The sequence below is a fragment of the Fulvivirga lutea genome, assembly GCF_017068455.1.
In the GTDB taxonomy this organism is placed as follows: domain Bacteria; phylum Bacteroidota; class Bacteroidia; order Cytophagales; family Cyclobacteriaceae; genus Fulvivirga; species Fulvivirga lutea.
Genome location: NZ_CP070608.1, coordinates 3,525,621 through 3,545,369, shown reverse-complemented (window position 1 = coordinate 3,545,369; position 19,749 = coordinate 3,525,621). Strand labels below are relative to the sequence as shown.

At 37.5% G+C, this 19,749-nt stretch carries 18 protein-coding genes; 1 reads left to right on the top strand and 17 read right to left on the bottom strand.

Annotated features, from left to right (window positions below; all coding sequences use genetic code 11):
* Positions 1-74: 74 nt before the first annotated feature.
* The gene (locus JR347_RS15740; RefSeq protein ID WP_205721542.1) at positions 75-2,957 is read left to right on the top strand and encodes a PD-(D/E)XK nuclease family protein; all 2,883 of its coding nucleotides are present in this window, start codon (positions 75-77) and stop codon (positions 2,955-2,957) included.
* A gap of 146 nt (positions 2,958-3,103) precedes the next feature.
* Here the strand turns inward: JR347_RS15740 and JR347_RS15735 are convergent, their stop codons facing one another.
* The 17 genes from JR347_RS15735 to JR347_RS15655 form a co-directional block, all read right to left on the bottom strand.
* Positions 3,104-3,403, bottom strand: coding sequence for a hypothetical protein (locus JR347_RS15735; protein WP_205721541.1), 300 nt, complete (start codon positions 3,401-3,403; stop codon positions 3,104-3,106).
* Entirely contained in the window at positions 3,384-5,402 is a 2,019-nt protein-coding gene (locus JR347_RS15730) for a histidinol-phosphatase (protein WP_205721540.1), read from the bottom strand. The genes JR347_RS15735 and JR347_RS15730 overlap by 20 nt, the downstream gene beginning before the upstream one ends.
* A gap of 390 nt (positions 5,403-5,792) precedes the next feature.
* Positions 5,793-6,536: a DNA damage-inducible protein D gene (dinD, locus tag JR347_RS15725; RefSeq protein ID WP_235689807.1), complete on the bottom strand. Its 744-nt coding sequence runs from the start codon at positions 6,534-6,536 to the stop codon at positions 5,793-5,795.
* Positions 6,537-6,625: 89 nt separating this feature from the next.
* A complete protein-coding gene (locus JR347_RS15720) occupies positions 6,626-6,958 on the bottom strand; it encodes a hypothetical protein (protein WP_205721539.1) in 333 nt (110 codons plus the stop codon).
* Between the two features lie 246 nt (positions 6,959-7,204).
* Entirely contained in the window at positions 7,205-8,029 is an 825-nt protein-coding gene (locus tag JR347_RS15715) for an MBL fold metallo-hydrolase (protein ID WP_205721538.1), read from the bottom strand.
* 504 nt (positions 8,030-8,533) lie between these two features.
* On the bottom strand, positions 8,534-9,493 hold the full coding sequence (locus JR347_RS15710; RefSeq protein ID WP_205721537.1) for a GyrI-like domain-containing protein: 960 nt from the start codon (positions 9,491-9,493) through the stop codon (positions 8,534-8,536).
* A gap of 78 nt (positions 9,494-9,571) precedes the next feature.
* On the bottom strand, positions 9,572-10,534 hold the full coding sequence (locus JR347_RS15705) for a helix-turn-helix transcriptional regulator (RefSeq protein ID WP_205721536.1): 963 nt from the start codon (positions 10,532-10,534) through the stop codon (positions 9,572-9,574).
* Positions 10,535-10,539: 5 nt separating this feature from the next.
* Entirely contained in the window at positions 10,540-11,295 is a 756-nt protein-coding gene (locus JR347_RS15700; RefSeq protein WP_205721535.1) for an META domain-containing protein, read from the bottom strand.
* 36 nt (positions 11,296-11,331) lie between these two features.
* Positions 11,332-11,877, bottom strand: a complete 546-nt coding sequence (locus JR347_RS15695) for a pyridoxamine 5'-phosphate oxidase family protein (RefSeq protein WP_205721534.1) — start codon at positions 11,875-11,877, stop codon at positions 11,332-11,334.
* Positions 11,878-11,888: 11 nt separating this feature from the next.
* A complete protein-coding gene (locus JR347_RS15690; protein WP_205721533.1) occupies positions 11,889-12,770 on the bottom strand; it encodes a pirin family protein in 882 nt (293 codons plus the stop codon).
* Positions 12,771-12,913: 143 nt separating this feature from the next.
* The gene (locus JR347_RS15685) at positions 12,914-13,255 is read right to left on the bottom strand and encodes a DUF5615 family PIN-like protein (RefSeq protein ID WP_205721532.1); all 342 of its coding nucleotides are present in this window, start codon (positions 13,253-13,255) and stop codon (positions 12,914-12,916) included.
* The gene (locus tag JR347_RS15680) at positions 13,252-13,473 is read right to left on the bottom strand and encodes a DUF433 domain-containing protein (RefSeq protein WP_205721531.1); all 222 of its coding nucleotides are present in this window, start codon (positions 13,471-13,473) and stop codon (positions 13,252-13,254) included. Before JR347_RS15680 ends, JR347_RS15685 begins: the two co-directional genes overlap by 4 nt.
* A 40-nt stretch (positions 13,474-13,513) precedes the next feature.
* Positions 13,514-14,389, bottom strand: coding sequence for a cation diffusion facilitator family transporter (locus JR347_RS15675; RefSeq protein WP_205721530.1), 876 nt, complete (start codon positions 14,387-14,389; stop codon positions 13,514-13,516).
* Positions 14,390-14,394: 5 nt separating this feature from the next.
* Positions 14,395-15,189 (bottom strand): hypothetical protein, encoded by a 795-nt coding sequence (locus tag JR347_RS15670; RefSeq protein ID WP_205721529.1) that lies wholly within the window; start codon positions 15,187-15,189, stop codon positions 14,395-14,397.
* 36 nt (positions 15,190-15,225) lie between these two features.
* Positions 15,226-15,684, bottom strand: coding sequence for a hypothetical protein (locus JR347_RS15665; RefSeq protein WP_205721528.1), 459 nt, complete (start codon positions 15,682-15,684; stop codon positions 15,226-15,228).
* A 73-nt stretch (positions 15,685-15,757) separates the two neighbouring features.
* Positions 15,758-16,198 (bottom strand): peptide-methionine (R)-S-oxide reductase MsrB, encoded by a 441-nt coding sequence (gene msrB / locus JR347_RS15660; RefSeq protein ID WP_205721527.1) that lies wholly within the window; start codon positions 16,196-16,198, stop codon positions 15,758-15,760.
* A gap of 195 nt (positions 16,199-16,393) precedes the next feature.
* Entirely contained in the window at positions 16,394-19,681 is a 3,288-nt protein-coding gene (locus JR347_RS15655) for a VPS10 domain-containing protein (RefSeq protein WP_205721526.1), read from the bottom strand.
* Positions 19,682-19,749 lie beyond the last annotated feature (68 nt).

The following is a 19,749-nucleotide window of genomic DNA, read 5'->3' as shown; positions in this document are numbered from 1 at the left end:
ACAATTAGCAATTAACAAGTAACCAACAATCAACAACCATTAACCAATAACTAACAACCAGAAACCAGAAAACCTTGACAAAACACAAGACATTCATAGCGGAGATTGCTGAAAAGGTGAAAGCTGAAAATGAGGCTTTGGAAGATGTCATTGTCATTTTTCCGAACCGCAGGGCCGGGTTATTCTTTCGTAAGGAGCTAGCGAAACTCATCGATCAGCCGGTATTTATGCCTGAAGTATTTAGTCTGGAAGACTACCTAATGCAATACAGCGATCTTGAAAAGATCGAAACTCTGGAAGCGATATTTGAGCTTTATGAGGTGTATAAAGAGGTTCAGAATAAGAATGAGACTTTCGATCGGTTTTTCTTCTGGGGTGAAATGATCCTTCGTGATTTTGAGGAGATCGACCAGTACATGGTGGATACAAAACATCTCTTTACAGGCATTAAAACACAAAAAGAGCTCGATGAAGCTTTTTACTTTTTAGATGAAGAGGATAAAGCCATTATCCAATCGTTCTGGAGTAGCTTTTTGCCTGATACCACACAAACACAAAAGCTCTTTCTTGAAACGTGGAGAATACTATTGCCATTGTACGAAGGCTTTAAGCAAAGACTCAGACAACAGGGTAGAGGCTTTGGCGGGATGATCTATCGGGATATTGCTGAAAGACTCGAGGAGGAAAAAATCAAAACAAATTATAAGGTCTACTTTGCAGGTTTCAACGCTCTGACAAAAACGGAAGAAGTTATTTTCAAATATTTCGTTCGAGAGTGTAATGCCGAAATTGTCTGGGATGTTGATGCCTATTATTTCAGTTCACCACAGCAGGAGGCAGGCACGTTTTTAAGAGCCTATGCAAAGGACACCTTGCTGGGCAGATCCTTCCCAAAAGAAGCGCCTGAGTTGATTGCTTCAGAAAAGCAGATGACAGCCACAGGCGTGTCACTAGAAGTAGGACAAGCCAAGGCATTGGGTGAGGAGCTGGCAAGAATAGCTAAGGAACCAGATTTTGATCCCAGTAAAACGGTGGTGGTGCTGCCGCAGGAACATATGATGTTTCCGGTACTGCACAGCATCCCAGATGAGATTGAAAAAGTAAACATTACGATGGGCTATCCTCTGAAGGATACTTCCGTTTATAGTTTGTTGGAAAGTGCGCTGGACTTGCAGCGACTAAGAAAGGAAAGTCAAATCAAAGGAGTGAGCTTCTATCACAGACCTGTGCAGGAGCTGTTGTTGCACCCATTGCTCCACTCTCTGGAGGAAGAAAAGGCATTAGAGCTACTCGGAGAAATCAAAGGCAAGAATAGAATCATGCTACCAGCGGAGAATTTTGATTTTCAAGATCCACTGCTACAGCAAATATTTCAAAAAGCTGATAACCCACTGGAATACCTCATTACGATTTTAAAAGGATTGTATGACTCCTGGCAGGAGAAGGATCGAGAGCTGGAAGTAGAGTTTGTGAGTAGGTTTTATGAGCAAATGCAGCAGCTTGAGCGCATGATTGGTGATAAAGCAGAAACTTTGAATTATGAATTCTTTACAGCACTTTTCAAGCGACTAGCCAGAAGTTTTAAAGTACCATTTACTGGTGAGCCATTAGATGGATTACAGGTGATGGGAATATTGGAGACACGTAACCTCGATTTTGAGCGAGTGTATGTGTTGAATATGAACGAAGGCAGCTGGCCTGCTCAGCCAAGACGAGGTTCATTTGTGCCTTACAATATTCGTAAAGCTTTTGATCTTCCAGTGTTTGAGAATAATGACGCCATGTATGCCTATCTGTTTTACAGATTACTACAACGCGTGAATGAGGTGCATTTCTATTACAACACTGTTTCTGAGTTTAATATCAATGGTGAGATCAGTCGTTTTGTACGACAGTTGGAAGTAGAATCTAATCACACTATTGAGCGCAAGCTATTATCCAATCCTGTTAAAACGCAGACTCTGCAGGACATTACCATTCACAAAACACCGGAGGTGCTGAAGCGAATGGAGCGGTTTACTTCACTCAACAAAGAAGAGAAGCCACCGAGGATTACACCTTCTGCTTTGATTGCCTACCTCACTTGCCGACTTAAATTTTACTTTAAGTATGTAGCCAAGCTGTATGAAGCTGATGAGGTACAGGAAGAAATGGATGCCGCCATTTTTGGTAATATCCTCCATAATACGATGGAAATCCTGTACAAGGATTTTAAGAAAAGAGAAAAGAGAGATGTGGTTCAGGAAACGGATTTTCTCGCTTTAGAAGGTGGGGTAGAAGGAGCCTTGAAGCAGGCATTTAAAAAACACTATCATGTAAAAGAAAAAGAGGAATTTAAACTGGAAGGCCGTACGCTGATTGCTGAGGAGATATTGAAGAAGTTTGCGTATCAGATATTGAAGCATGATAAACAATACGCACCTTTTAAAATTCTTGGATTAGAAGCCAGTACAGAGGAGGGCTACTATTTGGAGCTGCCAGTAATCTGTGGTGAGCAATTGGTAGATGTGCGTATTAAAGGAATTATTGACCGTATTGACCTTAAGGATGGCAAGGTGCGTGTGATTGATTATAAAACGGGTAAGGATGAAAAGGAATATGTTTCCATTGACGACCTGAAAAACCGAGATAAGATTTTAAAGAATAAGACCGCTCTGCAGGTATTCTATTACAGCTATCTGTATTGGAAGAAATTTGGTAATGAGCATGTGATAGAGCCGGGCATCTTCAATAGCAAAGACCTGTTTAATAAAGACTTTGACTGGCGCGTAAACCAGCGTGAACCACGCAAACAAGGCGTTCCCTTGAGCGACTTCCGTCCATTAGCGCAGGAGTATGAAGATTTTTTGTTAGAAACCCTTACAGAAATCTACAGTACCGAAGTACCCTTTGATCAGGTAGAAGATGAGAAAGTTTGTGAGTACTGTCCGTATGTTGGGATTTGTGGGAGGGGGTGACGGTTCTCAGCTATACGCAGGCTAGAATTTTTACCACTCAACTTACTACGAAGAACTGATCTTTAAATTTACCACTTCCTTGTCCTACGAAGCAAGAAACCCCTGCTTTCGCATAGGTGATGTTGTGTGTTCGGCTTTCTTGTCTGTCATTGTAATTGGTACTTTTCAATCGCTTGTTTATAAGTTGACTCAGCACTATCCTGAAACCTTGTCTTGTTTTTTAAAAAGTCATTGAACTTGCCATAAATGTTTTTGTAAATGATATTATGCGCAGGATTTTGAAGTAGTTGATCTTTATACTCGTCCATTTCAAATTCACCTGTTGATGCAAATTTCAGCAAATCCAATAAATGTTCTTTGTTGATTTGGTCAAGGTCTGTCCAAATATCTTGTGTTGTGTCAAGTCGATATAAACCCTTATTATTTTCAATCTTTAAGTATTTCATAAGTTTGAGTTTTACGTTCAGTGTAAGCATCTTCACCAGCTTCTAAACAGTTAAGAATTGCTTCATAATTTTTAATTTTTGTTCCGTCAGTACAAGTCAATTCTTTATCCGATGGATAACCTGTAAATATGCGATAGACAAATTCTCCGTCTTCAAGGTTTTTATGAGTGATTGCAACAAAATTTGGTTTTATTGATGCCCCAACAGTGCTATTGTGTGTAACTACTACAACTGGCATTAGTTGTGCCATATCCTTAATTAGACAATTTATTTCTTTTCTTAGAAATAAATTGTCAAAAGAAGATTCAGGCTCATCAATTAGCAGAATATCATATTTGGTAGCGTCCTTTATTTCGTGGATTAAGTTAAATTCAGAACGCTCACCACCTGACACTTTAAATCCGTCCTTATTTAAAGTAACGGATTCAATTTTTACGAAGAACTTGTAGAGATTTGCATCTTCAACACCTGTCTCTCTTAGTTTTTGAATATAGGAATATGGCTCATTATACTTACTAAGTGCTGTGCTATATATTTTTTTGTCTCGACCAATTTTTTGCAAATCTGAAGCACTTTCAAGTGGCTTTGCGGTTGTAATTATTGAAAATTTACCTAATTCTTCTCGATGTATATTTCTTGGTTTTTTAAGCTCAGAAACTACTTGATTGAATTTTGCCACTTTCATTTCATCCGTTGCGATTTTATAAAAATCAACATTTTCAATGAAAGTGCTAGTGGTTTTAACTCTCAATTCACGTTGAACATCGTTAATGATTGAGTTCAACCATTTTTTTTGTTCGCTCTCAACTTTTGAAATTACAGCTTTTTGGATTAGCTCATTCAATAGCCCTTTCAGGTTTTCTTGCGAGATGTATTTGGCTATTATGTCTTGATACTCGTTGTTTTCAATAAGTGTCGTTACAGATTCAATAAGCTTATCAAGATTTTTGAAATCTTCTAATGAAAATAATTCTTCACTAAATAACAAGCATTTCGAGTATAAGTCTTTTTTCTCACTCTCAGTTGCAAATTTTTTAAGTGACTCTAAATAGCTTTCTATACTCAGCAAGTTTTGTTTAAGGTCAATTTGAACAACATCTTCAACAACCGATTTAAACTCAGTTAAATAATTGTTATTCACAATACTTAGTTTAGTGTCGTTTGTCCTATTAAAAGTTTCTTCATCATTTTGAAGAAGTGAGAATTGTCTAATGTATTTAGCACTTCCCGATGATGCAGCTATTTTATCAAGAGTAACCGTTTTACCAGAAGAACGACCACCCAAAATAATATTTAAACCAGTTGATAACTCTAAACCATCATCGGTGGCTTGAAAAAAATTGTTACCACTTTCTTTTGTTAGTGAGATTTTTGTTTTGTCTGCAAAACACGATTTAATTCCTGCTATGGAAATTTCTTTAAGATCAACAAATGTGTGCCTTGTCGGAAAGTCAACTAAGCTACTACTAAAACGCATATCACTAAACAGGACGGGCGTAAGCCCGTTCTGTTCTTTCATCATTCTTTTGAATTTTGGGATACTAGCTACTTCGCCTGATGTAATATGAGGTTGCAAATCCGCTATTGTTGCTTTCTTTATTTCTGGACTTTTGTCGTAATGCGGAATAAGAATGTATTTGTGAAGCTCGGTAAAAATGCTTTTGAATTGTGCAATTGTAAGTGTGTCAGTATTTGTTTTAATTAAAGCAGTAACTTGCTTGCATTTTTCGTCAAAGTTTGAGATTTCAAATTCGTCTGAATCAGTTATTACCAAAAGATGACCGCCTTCTAAGTCGACTTCAATACCTGGGAAAACGGTAATTGTCAGGTTGTTTTTAATATGTAAATATTGCGCTAAGTCAAAAACATTGTGATTCGTGATAGCTAGAGCATCAATTTTCAACTTGTCAACATACTCTTTGACTTTTGAAAGGTCAAAGTCAAAAGGATAGTCGCTAATTGTCGAAATAGTATGTGTATGAAGGTCTATTTTTTTCATTCAATGTCTTTCTGTTTCGGTTGTTTTTAAGCTTAAGAACAACAAATGTATATGCACTATTCTTGGCGCCTATTTTCTAAATATAAGACACTTTGTAGCATGTTTTACCAGAATTAGGTGTTTTACCCTATGCATTTGAGGGTTTTTACCTAACGTTTTGGGCTTTTCTGCTCAGTGGTCTTTACTTTTTTTTCAATGCTACTAAGAGTTAAAATAATAAAAATCACCTGTTTAGGTGGGGTGGGGATACCCTTGGATCAGGTAGAAGATAAGAAGGTTTGTGAGTACTGTCCTTATGTTGGGATTTGTGGGAGGGGGTGACGTTCCCGATATGAAACGCGTCCCGAAGGGCATGTTTTTATAGCGATTGTTGTGGTGTCGTTTTTTATTTCAATTTATCAGGATTTTTCCCAAGATTTTTTTTGGTTCAGAAGTTACACGTCTTTCCAATTTTTTAATATCCTCTTCAGCGGGTAGCTCTTCTGGTTTAATTCCTCTTTTTAATAAAATGTCTCTAACACCTCTGTTGTTGGTTATGTGTTCAGCCGAAATTTGTCTTTCAGAACGTAAGCCTTTTTCTTTTGTATTAAATACAGTTATCTCTGTGGCAAAGTCTTTTGCTTTTATTGTAATTGTTGGTAAGAAGTCAGTGAGAGCCCTGCCTTTTGGTACTCTAAGTAAATTTTTCATTTGCTGAGTAGATTTCCCAAAAAGAGCTTGGTCGCCTTTACTTCTTATCAGTCCAAAATTTTTGTCATTTCCCGTTTTTTCATAAATTAATTCTGAAAGCTCTTTTTCTGACAAAGTCAATTTTTGTCTTGCTTGAAGTCTTTCCCAATCTTTTATTCTTTGTTCAATTACTTCAAGTTTCCTTGTCTGTACAGCAAAATAATTCTGTGCAAATGCTATTGGCTCCTTTCTTGGGTCCCCATTTTGAGCAATTAGATAACAAGCGTATCTTGTCAACATAATATCCTCAATCTCTCTTTCACTTCCTGAGCCAAGTTTGACCATTTTGTTGACGTCAACAAAATGGTCTGATATATTATTGTCCGTGGCTTCGCAAGAAGTTTTTGCTTTAACTATTACTTTTTGGAAATTACGCCATTCAGAATATCCCAATAAATGCTGAATGTCTCTTGCAAACCAAAACTCAATTCCGTTTTCAGTCGTCTGTGAATGGTCTTCAAAATTGTTTTATTGTGATTTTATTATGTCAGATTTCATGTCTTAAAATTACACTGTTTTACTGAATTTAATAATACCAATAACTTTTGCTCTAGTATTATTGGTGGATAAACATGTAATTTTCCAATAGCAATTAAAAACCAACCTGAAATAGAAAGGATTTGATTTGGAACAGTTTGAGTCGTATCCATTCCGTCCATTCGATATGTTACTTCTTCTACAAATCCTGGCATTAAAGAAATTACACAAGCAACTAACCCTAAAAATTCGATTAAAATTGGAACGTAGAAATGAATTCTCCACCAAGTATTTATTCGGTTGTTTAGTCTGATAGGAAGTCCGACAAGTCCGCATACAATTACTGTCAAAATTGAAAGCAGAATGGCTAAAATTGGTTGAAACAAGGTCAGTCCAACGAAATTTGCTAAGTGAACGAATCTTTCGGAAAGCCATGTCTTTCCTATGTTTTCTTAGCCATTGCTGGCAGTAGATTTATTGATTTAATCATTCTCCTTTGGATAAATTTCAATAACCGAGATTATTTTAGGTGTTGAATTCTCCAATTAAATATGGAACAAAATAGTTGACATCCATTCTTAAATTCTTCAGATATTTTAGTCTTCAAAAAAATCCTTGAAAGAAAAGTTCTCAGCTTTATTCTTTTTTGCTCCTATATTAAGTATACCAGTCTTTTTAGCTTCAGGGAACTTTTGTCGCATATGTTTAATCACATCGTGTGAGTTTGTAAAACTCTTAATAGCTCGATTGAATTCCGTAAGATAATTAATCATAAAGTTTAATGAACTTGGACTGTCTGGCTGATTTATGTCTTTATGTCCACTAACTACAACTTGAGGATTGAATGATTTTAGTTTCTCAAGTGAGTCAATCCATTGCTCACGCTCTTTATTATTAGTGTCTACTGTCCAAGGATGAATGTTGTTGAATACAACATCTCCAGCAATCATTGTTTGGACAGACGGAATAAAATATGCTGTGCTTGGAGCTATATCACCTGCTAGATTAGGAATGATTTGAATGTCATCTTCTTCTATACGAAAAGTCAAATCGTCATATGGCTCTGGAATAGGAATAGAATCTGGAATCAATTCTTGATATAGTTGCTTCATTCCGATAATTTGATGATCAGTTGTTTTTCTTGCATCAGCCACCACAGATGAATGTGCATAGATTTTTACATCTGGAAATGCTCTCAAAAAAGTTTCTAATCCAAAATAATGATCAGCATGTGCATGACTTATAAAAATTGTTTTTAATTGTCTATCTAAGTTCTTGATTATATCTACTACTTTTTGAGCTTCACTTTGTAGTAATTGAGCGTCAAATAGAATTGCATCTTTTTTACCATAGACAATTGTTGAATTAACAAAGAAGCCTAAATCAGAAGACGAAAAAACTTTAATATTGATATGAGACATGATATACTTTTTATCTGTTTGTGTAAAACTTAAAGTAATGTATACTATCAATTACTGCCAACAAATGTACTTGCGCCATTCATGGAGCATATTTTCTAAATATAAGACACTTTGTATCATGTTTTACCAGAATCAGGTATTTTACCCTATGTATTTGAGGGTTTTTACCTAACGTTTTGAGGTTTTCTGCTCATTGGTCTTTAGTTTTTTTCAATACTACTAAGAGTTAAAATAATAAAAATCATCTGTTTAGGTGCGGTGAGAGATGAGGTTCGCTTGCTATGCCTTATGGGTAGAATTGAGCCGGAATCTCTTTTTTATAATCCATTATATTGCGGGTCCCGCCAGCAGTAAGTCAGGCAAACCCGCAATGATAAATTATAATTGGGTGTCATTCCGTAACAAAGTGGAGGAATCTTAGCCTCACAGAAAGTTTATATACTATGTTACTGATAGGGATTTCTCTGCTATGCTACGAAATGACGATAAGGTAAATAGTATATTTTACTTCACCGGATACCTCAAAATAGTCTTCAAGTTCTCAGGAGCGGTTTTTCTCGGGTCTGAAATGTAAATTTCATGGTGCTTGCCATTTACTTCTAAACCTTGTTCAGCAGCAAAAGTGAAAAGCTTTTCCAATGTTGGGGCCTCTTCTTCATAACTGCCTATATGAAGTATTTGAATGGATTTACCTTCATTCAATGGCTTAAATTCTACTTCACTAATCTGCTTTGAACCTTTTTTTGCAATAGCATTTTGTACAGCTTCTTCCACATCTGCTTTTACCACGAATTCAGGCATAGGTATCACAATATTCCAATGCCACTCATTTCTTGGCGTTTGCTCGAAAGGCTGAGTGCCTTCCACCCACCATTGTGCTTCCATTTTAGGAACTACAAAATCTTTATTCTGCTCCTTCAGTGAAAACTTAACACCATATGCCACAGCATAAATGGCTTCTATCGCACTGTTAAAAATTGGATCTTCAGGTGCAGAAACGCCACTAATATTCAGGTAATTGTAGTTTTTAACATTCACTATTCGTGGTTCATTCTTAGCCAAATAGTACTCTTTGTCAGTTTTTGATAAGTCTAGTTTGTTCATCGTTTCGGAGTTAAATAGTTCAAAATGGTCCATAAATTTGATTTCTTCGAATGCTGCCATAAATGGAGCCAGCTCCATCATTTGCTCTACTTTTTGAGCTGCATCACGAGCCTCTTCCAATGAATTCCACTTTACTAAATCCATAAATAATAATTCGTCTTCCGAAGATTTGAATGTTTGATGCTCAATGATTCCTGGAAATTTCATGATATGTTCCCGTGCCTCATTGAGTACTTCATCGTAGGAGTCTTTGTATTCTGCTTTAATTCGATAAACTACCAATTCATAAGTGGTTGTCTCGGTTGCGGTTACTGCCAGTGTTGTCATAAGTGTTAAGATTAAAGTGATTAACTGTTTCATTTTTACTTGTTTTAAATTGATTTTAAGCAAGTAAACGGGGTGGGGTGACAACCCTATGTCAGCAGGAAAATAGAAAAATTAATTTTTTTTCAAATAATTTTTCAACCCTTCTTCTAAGAGCTCAATAACACGATTTTTGAGCTTTTCGGGTGAGTGAACAAATGCAGACTGCCCGAATGAGATTAACCAACGCGCAAATGATTCTAAATCTGAAGTCATAAACTTCATCTTCTCACTATTTTCAAGTTTTTCACTTTCTATATAGCCCATAAAGTAGCGTTGCTCAGAAATATATCTGGCGGCCTGGTTGTCAAAGCTTACTTCAACCTCTGTTAATGCAGCACCTTGAATGACACTTTCTACATAGCCTTTGTAGTCTTTATGCTTTTTAGGGTCAAAGGACGAATCCTTAATGAGAAGTTTCATTATTCTATCTGATCTGAAATCTCTAAGAGCATTTCTTAATCTGCAGAAACCTATTAAGTGCCAATGTCTTGAATAATAGCATAGGCTTAGTGGCTCTACATCCCGGTTGGTGAAAGTATCGTTGTAGCTGGAGTAGTAATCAAAATTGATAATACGCTTCTTTGAAAGCGCATTTTGTAAATCGGTAAGAAAGTGATCTGGAAATTTACTATTGTTTGTAGGAGTAGGCGAGTGCAGCACTTCGATATTGTTTTCAATACTTTCCAGATATTCTTTTTCCTCAATTTTTAGTGCTGCTCTGATTTTATACAAGGCGCTATTCAAATTGGATTTAATCGATCCGTCCGTTTGTTTATCCGCTAATTTAGAAGCCATGAGAATGGCACCCGCTTCTTCTTTATTGAATTTTACCGCAGGCAAGCTGTAGCCTTCCATAATGAAATAGCCCACACCGGCTTCTGCGCCTATGGGTACGCCCGCTTCTTCCAGCGCACGAATATCTCGGTAAACAGTTCGCAGGCTTATTCCGAATCTTTCAGATATTTCAGCAGCCTTTACAACGCGCTTACTCTGAAGCTGAATTAGAATAGCTGAAAGTCGGTCGATGCGGTTCATTGCTACTACTCAAAAAAGTGTTCCTCAAATGTGATCAAACTGGTATCTCCACTTTTTAGAATCAATTTATTGCTTTCAAGTTGATAGCTGCTGGTTTTATTTAGTGCTGCAAAAAACTCATTTTCAACAGAGTTCTGGCACATCATCTTAGTTGCCATAATTCCTGATATAGTTAATCTTCTGTTTACACCTAATTCAAATCTACCACTGTAGTTATTGCAGCCTCCATAACCTTGAACTTTATTAGCATCAGCATCAAATTTTATTGTTGGGATTTTTTCTGCAGAGATCTCAGCGCCACCGATCGATACTAATTCCCAGTTTCTATTGGTGATAGAATTATCTACTTTTTGGAGTCTATACTCCGATGCTAAATTTCCTGTAATGGGCTTGCCTTCCTTATCTAATTTAAACAAGGCATTCTCACCAACTTTGTACTGATCATCAACAACATCTAAGGTGATATTACTACCCGTCTGATCCCAAAAAACGGCACCATCATCTTCAATAATTTTGGAATCTTTGCCCAGATACTGTCTTTTTAAAATGTAAGTATTATCGATTTTAATGGTTAACTCTGTTTTTATACCGCTGCAATCGGCACAAGGTAAAATTCCCCTGTAGATTCCCGGCCAGTCTAAAGAAGTTCTACTATTATCAGCAAGTGGAACAACTTCCGAAGAAATTGATTTTTGCTGATAAACAGGCTTACAACAAAATAACAGAGTGCTAAAAAGCACCGGTGCCAAGTATAGTTTCATGTTAGTTGGTTTTGGTCTAAGTTACCTGATGTGCGCTTAATTATTTAAGATATGCGTCTCAAAACCATCTATGCTGGTCTGATTCTTTTCTTTCCAATATTCTGTTAGGCCGTCCTTTCCTCTTTTTATCACCCAGTCAGTAATAAGCGATCGATCTTCTTTGAATTCCATAATAGGTACTCCAAAACCGCAGGAATTCTGAACTAAATCAACATCCATAACTATGATTTGCCTCGATCCCGGTGTTTCATCGAACAAGGAAATATATTCTTCAAATTCTTTATCTCTTGGATGATATATTTTGGCCTGTCCGTAAAGTCGAAGAATGAGTGGTTTGCCTTCAAAAGCACAGAACATGATAGTCATCCGATTATTTAGAGAAAGGTGCGCTGCAGTTTCATTACCGCTGCCAGTGAGGTTCAGCCACACAACTTTATTGGAATCAATAACTCGAAAACTATCCACGCCTTTAGGTGATATATTCACTCGTCCACTTTCTGCGGCAGTACCGACAAAAAACATCTTTTGTTCAACTATGAATTTCTTATGCTCACTAGTTAGTTCGTTGAATTTCTTGCCCATAACTTTCTTGTTTAAACAGATTCTCCCGGTAGTGGAACGTACGTATTATCGTTAGGTACTTTTGGGAATTTCTTCTCACGCCATTGTTGCTTAGCTTTTTCTAATCGCTCTTTGGAGGATGAGACAAAATTCCAATAGATAAACCGTTCTTCTTCAAAGGGTTGGCCACCAAATAACAACAAATGAGTGCCTGCTTTCATTTTTACAGCGCACTGATTGTCAATTTTAGAAATTAACATATTACCGGCTTCCACGTGGTTATCGCAGGCTTGAATGCTACCTTCCACAATGCATATGCCTATTTCACCTTCCAGTTGGCCACTGATGTCAAGGTCATAATCTTCCTTGCAAATTACTTCTACCATGAACAAATCGGAGTGTACAGGTACAGGAGACTCTTTGCCATATCCCTTGCCGGCAACTAGTTTAAAATCTGCTCCTTTGTCGTTCCAATAAGGTAAGTCTTTTGCATCGAAGTGGTGAAACTGAGGATCCATTTCTTCCAGCTCTTTTGGCAGTGCCACCCAAATCTGATAGCCGTGTACTGTTCTTAAATCCGGTGTCCTGTTTTGTATTGGAGTCCGTTCTGTATGGGTTACGCCTCTGCCGGCCGTCATCCAATTTACTGAACCAGGCCTAATGAGTTGATCGCTTCCTATACTATCCTGATGCTGAATTTCACCCTCGAGCATATATGTAAGTGTAGAAAGCCCAATGTGAGGATGCTGATCCACATCCATATATTTACCATTACCTAACACAGCAGGCCCCATATGGTCGATAAAAATAAAAGGCCCTACCATGCGCTTTTTACGAAATGGTATCAATCGGCCAACCATAAAATCGCCTATATCTCGGCTGCGTTCTTCAATAATTAAATCAGTGTTTGACATAAAATTCGGTTGGGTTTAACATGGATGAAGTTAAACTTTGAATGGTGAAGAAGCAAAGGTTGAATGCGCATGCTTAGCCAAAATGACTTTGAAGTCATTGATTAGCGTATAAATTCTAAATTCGCGGTTATTCAACAGAGAATTTAATGAGCCTTTATCAGTTCGAGAATATCGTCTGAATCAGAGCTGAGATACTGATTAATTCTCATGATATTGTTCAGAAGAAGCTCAGAAATATTTTTGGTAGTGAGGTTGCCAGTATTAAGATATACAATTTTAGGAGGTGTTCCGTACATAGCATTAAGATCTACAAAGTCAGAATCAAAGGTAACGACAGCGTAGTTATTTTTCTTGGCAAATTGGAAAACTTCAATATCGGACGAGTTTTCAAGTCCAACAAACCGTACTTGTTCGCAATTTGAAAATTGTGGAGGTAGAATTTTTAATATTCTAGGTGATATGTTTTGATCGAATAAAAGGTTCACGAGAAAGTAATCAACCTTCGTTCTTTATCCGCTGCGTAGGCCAGACAAGCATCGATCATTTCATCGGTTAGTTCCTCAAAATCAGATTTTATATCATCACGGGTCATACCATTAGACAACCAGTTTAATACATCGTAAACTGAAATTCGGGTACCCTTAATACATGGTTTTCCAAATCGCTTATCAGCCCTGATTTCCAAAAATTTTCGATAATCCATGATTAAATATACGCAAAACTTATGATTAGAGATATGTTCATTAACAATCCACGAGTACGCACTCTTCATCTTCCATTTCAAATTCTAACGTAGCATGGTTAATATTAAATTTATGTAGATTATCATGAATTTCTTTTTTAATAGGAGAGAGGTCGTCCATGGAAGGTTTTCCCTCCATTACAACATGAGCAGTGAGCACATTGTAATCTCCATCCATGCTCCAAATGTGCAGGTCATGTACTTCCAAAACACCTTCTAGTGATAAGATGTATTTTTTGATTTCTTTGGTATTCGTGTCTTGTGGTACACCTTGCATGAGAATACCAAATACAGATTTCAGGCTCTTGAAAACATTAAACAATATGAAGAGTGAAATTCCTATCGACAGTAAAGGATCAATAATGGGCAACTCATAGAAATGCATGATAATAGCTCCTATTAAGACGGCTATCCAACCCAATACATCTTCGAGTAGGTGAAGGTAAACCACTTTTTCATTCATGGTATGGCCTTTTTTTAATCTAAAAACTGCTAGTCCATTTACGATAACACCTAAAATAGCAAGCCATATCATCCCTTCAGTATCAGGAGTTTGCGGATTGAATAGGCGAGGCACAGTTTCAGAAATTATAAAAACACTTCCTGTGAGGAGTATTAAAGCATTTACAATTGCTCCAATGAGTGAGAAACGTTTATAGCCGTAGGTATAGCTTTTATCACGTTTTTTATGAGAAAGATTATCGAAATACCATGCCGTACCCAATGAAACACTATCACCAAAATCGTGTAAGGCATCAGCTAAAATGGCCATACTATTAGTGAAGATACCACCAACAATTTCAATAATGGTGAACCCCAGGTTGAGAAAAAAAGCAAATTTTATATTACCGCTATGGTGATGGTGGTGATGGCTCATCTAACTCATAACGGAATTTGAATAATATCAGTTTCTACTACATTGCTAACATTCAAATCTCTATCTGCAATTGATATTCTTAATTTCAAATCTTTGCCTCCAAATAATGGTTTAAATCCGAAAGAAGTCATTCCATATTCAATAAAACCAGATGATCTTGATGTAATGACTATTTTAAATGAAAAATTATCGATTTGTATCGGGAATCGTTCTTTTTGATTAAATGAAGTTAAATTGGGAATACGGCCGTCAAAATTATGTCCACATTCAAAAGCTTCTCTCCAATCGAAAAACTCATATTCTCCACTATTATTTTTATACCAATAATCAACAAAAATATTATTATGGTACTTGTTAAATTGATAATACACTGTATCATTCAACTGAAAACCATCTGATAAAAATATTTCAGGGCTTAAATCCCAAAAGCAAGTGTTAAAGTCAGGATCGAATGGTGGGAGCGTATCAATCTCTTCAATATTTTTTATTGTAAGCAAATCATCAAGACTTTCATTTTCAAAATCAAAATACTGTCCAGTTTTATTGCTAAAGTAGTGTTTCTGATTATACGGATATATATATTCAATATCGTCTAAACCAACATTCATTTCTAAATCACTGAACTTGATACGTACGATAAGTGAGTCCGACATATCGACAGGGGTTTCTACAAACCTTATTTCTCTAAACTCAATCTTAGGTATTGATGTTACAGGTTCACTATTTGCAGTTTCATTCTCATCATCACAAGAGAATAAAAAAAGAGAGAAGTAGAAGAGTAAGGCAAAATGAAATTTCATTATGGATTAATTTATAACTGGCCGCAAAGGTGCCAATTACAATAAGTTTATCGTATAAGTAGTGCCATTTTTAACAATCTCAATATAATCCACTTGTATGCCAACATCATTTCTGCTGAAGAAATCTTTAAGAATAATATCCTTATCAGAGTCTGGGCTGCCTACATATAAAGTCCAATTCACATCAGAAATACCATCAAAATATGTGATTCTAACGATATAGGTTCCATTGCGGAAGAAGTTCTCAAGCCTCACTCGTTCAAAATCAGTGGTTTCTGAAAAAGCAACATCATCCGGTCCACTATACATGAATAAATCTAAATCTACATCAGCCGTAGACTGAACTGCCGAACCTCCAGTGCTCCATTCCAGATCTATATTGAGGCCAGTAGGGCTTTCAATCACATTATCCGGAATAGGTTCATTATCAACATCACATGAAATTGAGAAAGCTGAAATCGTTATTAAAACAAGTAAGTAGTTAAATCTGGCCATTGTCTTCTTATTTATTCGAATTTAAATCAATTGTAATGGAATTAACAATTACCATGCTAAAAACACTGCAGACCTATTTAGTCAACTTAATTGACTCAGAATTGATGCAGTAGCGCAAACCTGAGGGTTTCGGTCCGTCAGGGAATACGTGGCCAAGATGTCCATCGCATACATTGCACATCACTTCCACGCGAGTCATTCCAAAAGACCTATCCAATTCATATTTGATAGCATTTTCTTTAATCGGGTCGGTAAAACTAGGCCAGCCCGAGGAACTTTCGAACTTAATGCTGGAATCGAATAACGGTTCTCCACAGCAAATACATTCATATTTACCTTCGTCATACACATTGCATAACTCGCCCGTAAATGCCCTTTCCGTTCCTTTTAAGCGGGTAATTCGGTACTGCTCCGGGGTTAGCTGATCTTTCCATTCCTGCTCTGTTTTTTCTACTCTTCTATCCGGTGCCGGAGTGCCCTTTTGAGCATATTTCATTACATCATCCCAATTCATAATTTCTACAACTTTAATTTCAATCTCTCGCGCTAAACATAATGAAAGAATATCTTAAAATGGTAGTCATCCCGAGGAAACGAGGGATCTGACTAAGTTGAAAGTTTGTAATTAACATCTTAGTGAGATTCTTCCTTCGTCAGAATGACTTTATTATTACGCATCCTTTTTGAGACATTCTCAATTATACCATTACTAATCCATACCTTCTACCCAAGGGGCACCAGCCTTTTGAAGATCTTTTACAAGTGCGCTTAACTCAGCTTCTAACGATTTCAAATTACCTTCAACAGAATCGAGTTCTTCTGTGATAATGGACATCGTTTTTTTGTGAGTTTCTGTAGGCCCATAAGTCGAATTACTCAAGCCACGATAAAGTGCAAAGATGCGCTCACCCAAATTGGGTTTCGTTTTTTCACCAATCTGCAATTTAGCTTTGTTACCATTCACCTGAGTTTCTAAAGATTGTATTTTGGACCTTATTGTGTTATATCGTGTATCCAACACACCAGGTTTGGTATTAGAGTTTGCAATGGATTTTGCCACTGCATTGCTTCTGGAAGTCAGATTTTCCAAACGAATGTCTACTGCAGTTTTTCTACCATAAGCTGTTTCATAGTTGCGCATAAAGTCGGCAACCACTTCAGGGCTGGCACCTTTTAATGTACCTTCTCTCAATGGAACTACATCAAACTCAATAGGCTCTGCCAGTTGTGTTGTTTTTCCATCTACCACTTTTGAAAGCGAAACTTTGTACTTTCCGGGAGCTGCAAGCATTCCGGCAGGCTCATCTTCAGATGGATCTTGCCCTAATGCGATGGCCTCAGGTAGTGGGTGTCTTAAATCCCAGGCAATTCTGTGAAAACCTGAGGTTGTATTACCTTTTATTCTTCGGATTACTTTGCCACTACTATCTTCAACAGTTAACCAAATTTGAGGCTCCAGCTGATTTTCTTCGGCAAGCACATTTTCATATCCTGGGAAACTGATGTTGCTCTTAGTTTTCTCTGCTTGCTTTTCACTTTCCTGCCTTGCATCTTTTTTAGATTTTAGTTCTTCTTTTAAGTAGTAAGTAAATACTGCACCAAATTCCGGGTTTGGAGCTACATAATGTGCTGCTCCTAAAGAGCCTTTGGGCTCATCAAAGCTGATGTCTGATCTGGGAATATACCACCAGGCCTTTCTTGTTGAGTATAACGCAGCCTCTTGCTGTAATTTAGCCTCAGTTACATCGCGCAACACAGAATAATCGTCTAATACAAAGAAGCCTCTTCCAAAAGAAGCTCCAATTAAATCATTTTCTCTGCGTTGAATAGCAAGGTCTCTAAATGAAATGGTTGGTGCGCCTGCTACTTTTACCCAGTTCTTTCCACCATTAATGGTGAAATAGATACCATACTCTGTCCCTGCAAATAGCAACTGTGGATTCACATGGTCTTGAACCATTCTCCAAACCAATGTTTTGGAAGGTAAATTGCCAGTTATGGATGACCAGGTTCTTCCTTTGTCAGTACTTTTTAGCAGGTAAGGTTTGAAATCTCCATACTTGTGGTTATCGAGTGCTACGTACACAGTATTCTCATCAAACAAGTCGGCTTTAATGTCATTTACAAAAGCCGTTGAAGGAACACCTGGTAGGTTAGCCACTTCAATTTTGCGCCAGCTTTCGCCACCATTTTCCGTTACTTGAATTAGGCCATCATCTGTTCCGGCATAGATTACACCAGCTTTCTTAGGCGATTCAGCTAATGAAGTAATCGTGTTGTAATTTGACATTGCAAGGAAATCCCATGCATTATCCCAGCTTTGCTTTCTGCCCATGATAGGCAATTCGATTCTATTTTGGTTTTTAGTGAGATCACCTGAAATGGCGGTCCATTTATCACCCCTGTTTTCAGATTTCCAAACTCTGTAAGATGCAAAGTAGATAGTTGAAGGTGAATGCGGGCTCACGAGAATCGGTGCATCCCAATTGAAACGTTCGTGTGGTTCATCTTTATCTGGTTGAGGTTGGATATCAATTACTTCACCAGTTTTTAAATCAATACGAGATATATTTCCTTCCTGACGTTCGCCATACATGATGTTAGGGTTCCCTGGCTCTGTAGCCGGTTGATGGCCATCCCAATCCAAAACAATTTTCCAATCACCATTTTGTATACCTTGTACATTATCCGTTCTTGAAGGCCCGCCTTGGGTGCTATTATCTTGTGTCCCTCCATAAATATTATAGAATGGCTCGCTGTCGTCAACAGCTACTTTATAAAACTGAGTAACAGGAAGGTTCTTTATAAACCTCCAATTTTTGGTGTTATCAAATGATTCATAGATACCACCATCTGTACCTACCAATATATAGTTAGGGTCACTCTTCTTAAAAGCTATCGCGTGATTATCGCTGTGCTTGTGTTCATAGTTGATTAAGTGAAAATTCTTTCCACCATCTTCCGAAACCTGTAACCTAACATCCACTAAATACAACTTTTCAAACTCGTGTGGTGAGGCATACAGTTCCTGATAATAATGCGGTCCGGTAGCGCCTGAAACAGCATCTGATCGCTTCTCCCAGGTCATTCCTTTGTCTGAAGATCTGTAAACGCCTCCTGTTCTTCTGTCTAATTCTATAGCAGCATAAACGATATCTGGCTGCTGTGGTGATATGGCCAAACCTATTTTACCCATGTTTGAAGTAGGTAATCCATCAGTCAATTCTATCCATGTTTCTCCACCATCTGTACTTTTGTGAATGCCTGAGCCCGGGCCTCCACCCATGTATGCTGCAACTGTTCTATGTCTATCCCATGTAGCTGCATACAATACATCCGGGTTGCGCGGGTCAATCAAAATATCAGTTACACCAGTCCATTCGTTGTCACCTAATGTTTTCTTCCAGGTTTTGCCACCATCTGTTGTTTTGTAAAGACCTCTCTCGCCTCCGCTTTTCCATAGCGGGCCTTGAGCAGCCACCCATACAATGTTGGAGTTAGATGGGTGAACAATAATCTTAGAAATATGCTCAGAAGCCTTTAGTCCCATGTTTGACCAGTTTTCACCACCATCATCACTGCGATATACACCATCGCCAAACCCGACATGACGACCGCCAACATTTTCTCCTGTTCCAACCCAAATGGTATGTGGATTATTAGGATCAATGGTTACACAGCCAATAGAATAAGATGATTGATCATCAAAAATGGGTGTCCATGTGGTTCCGGCATTTTCAGTTTTCCAAACACCACCGGAGCCTACCGCCACGTACCAAACACTTTCGTTTTCCGGATGAATTGCTACATCAGCAATTCTGCCTGACATGAGTGCAGGTCCGATATTTCTTAGTTTAATTCCCGAGAAAACAGAATCTACCAATGCTGAAGCTGATGTGCTACTGGTATTGGAATTTCTCTTTCGTTGTGAAAAGCTTACTAATGTGGTTAACAGCAATGCTGTAATTAGTAAATAACTGATATTCTTTCTGATCATATTTTTCGATGTTTAAACAGGCATTGAAGATACTACTTGAAAAATGTAATAGAAAATAGTGTGGAATC

Excerpts from the sequence above, each read along its gene's own strand:
- msrB (WP_205721527.1), bottom strand. The coding sequence starts at position 16,198 with ATGAATTGGGATGATGTAATGAAATATGCTCAAAAGGGCACTCCGGCA.
- JR347_RS15715 (WP_205721538.1), bottom strand. The coding sequence starts at position 8,029 with ATGTCTCATATCAATATTAAAGTTTTTTCGTCTTCTGATTTAGGCTTC.
- JR347_RS15665 (WP_205721528.1), bottom strand. The coding sequence starts at position 15,684 with ATGGCCAGATTTAACTACTTACTTGTTTTAATAACGATTTCAGCTTTC.
- JR347_RS15690 (WP_205721533.1), bottom strand. The coding sequence starts at position 12,770 with ATGTCAAACACTGATTTAATTATTGAAGAACGCAGCCGAGATATAGGC.
- JR347_RS15670 (WP_205721529.1), bottom strand. The coding sequence starts at position 15,189 with ATGAAATTTCATTTTGCCTTACTCTTCTACTTCTCTCTTTTTTTATTC.
- JR347_RS15735 (WP_205721541.1), bottom strand. The coding sequence starts at position 3,403 with ATGAAATACTTAAAGATTGAAAATAATAAGGGTTTATATCGACTTGAC.
- JR347_RS15655 (WP_205721526.1), bottom strand. The coding sequence starts at position 19,681 with ATGATCAGAAAGAATATCAGTTATTTACTAATTACAGCATTGCTGTTA.
- JR347_RS15680 (WP_205721531.1), bottom strand. The coding sequence starts at position 13,473 with ATGGATTATCGAAAATTTTTGGAAATCAGGGCTGATAAGCGATTTGGA.
- JR347_RS15700 (WP_205721535.1), bottom strand. The coding sequence starts at position 11,295 with ATGAAACTATACTTGGCACCGGTGCTTTTTAGCACTCTGTTATTTTGT.
- JR347_RS15695 (WP_205721534.1), bottom strand. The coding sequence starts at position 11,877 with ATGGGCAAGAAATTCAACGAACTAACTAGTGAGCATAAGAAATTCATA.
- JR347_RS15730 (WP_205721540.1), bottom strand. The coding sequence starts at position 5,402 with ATGAAAAAAATAGACCTTCATACACATACTATTTCGACAATTAGCGAC.
- JR347_RS15705 (WP_205721536.1), bottom strand. The coding sequence starts at position 10,534 with ATGAACCGCATCGACCGACTTTCAGCTATTCTAATTCAGCTTCAGAGT.
- JR347_RS15675 (WP_205721530.1), bottom strand. The coding sequence starts at position 14,389 with ATGAGCCATCACCACCATCACCATAGCGGTAATATAAAATTTGCTTTT.
- JR347_RS15710 (WP_205721537.1), bottom strand. The coding sequence starts at position 9,493 with ATGAAACAGTTAATCACTTTAATCTTAACACTTATGACAACACTGGCA.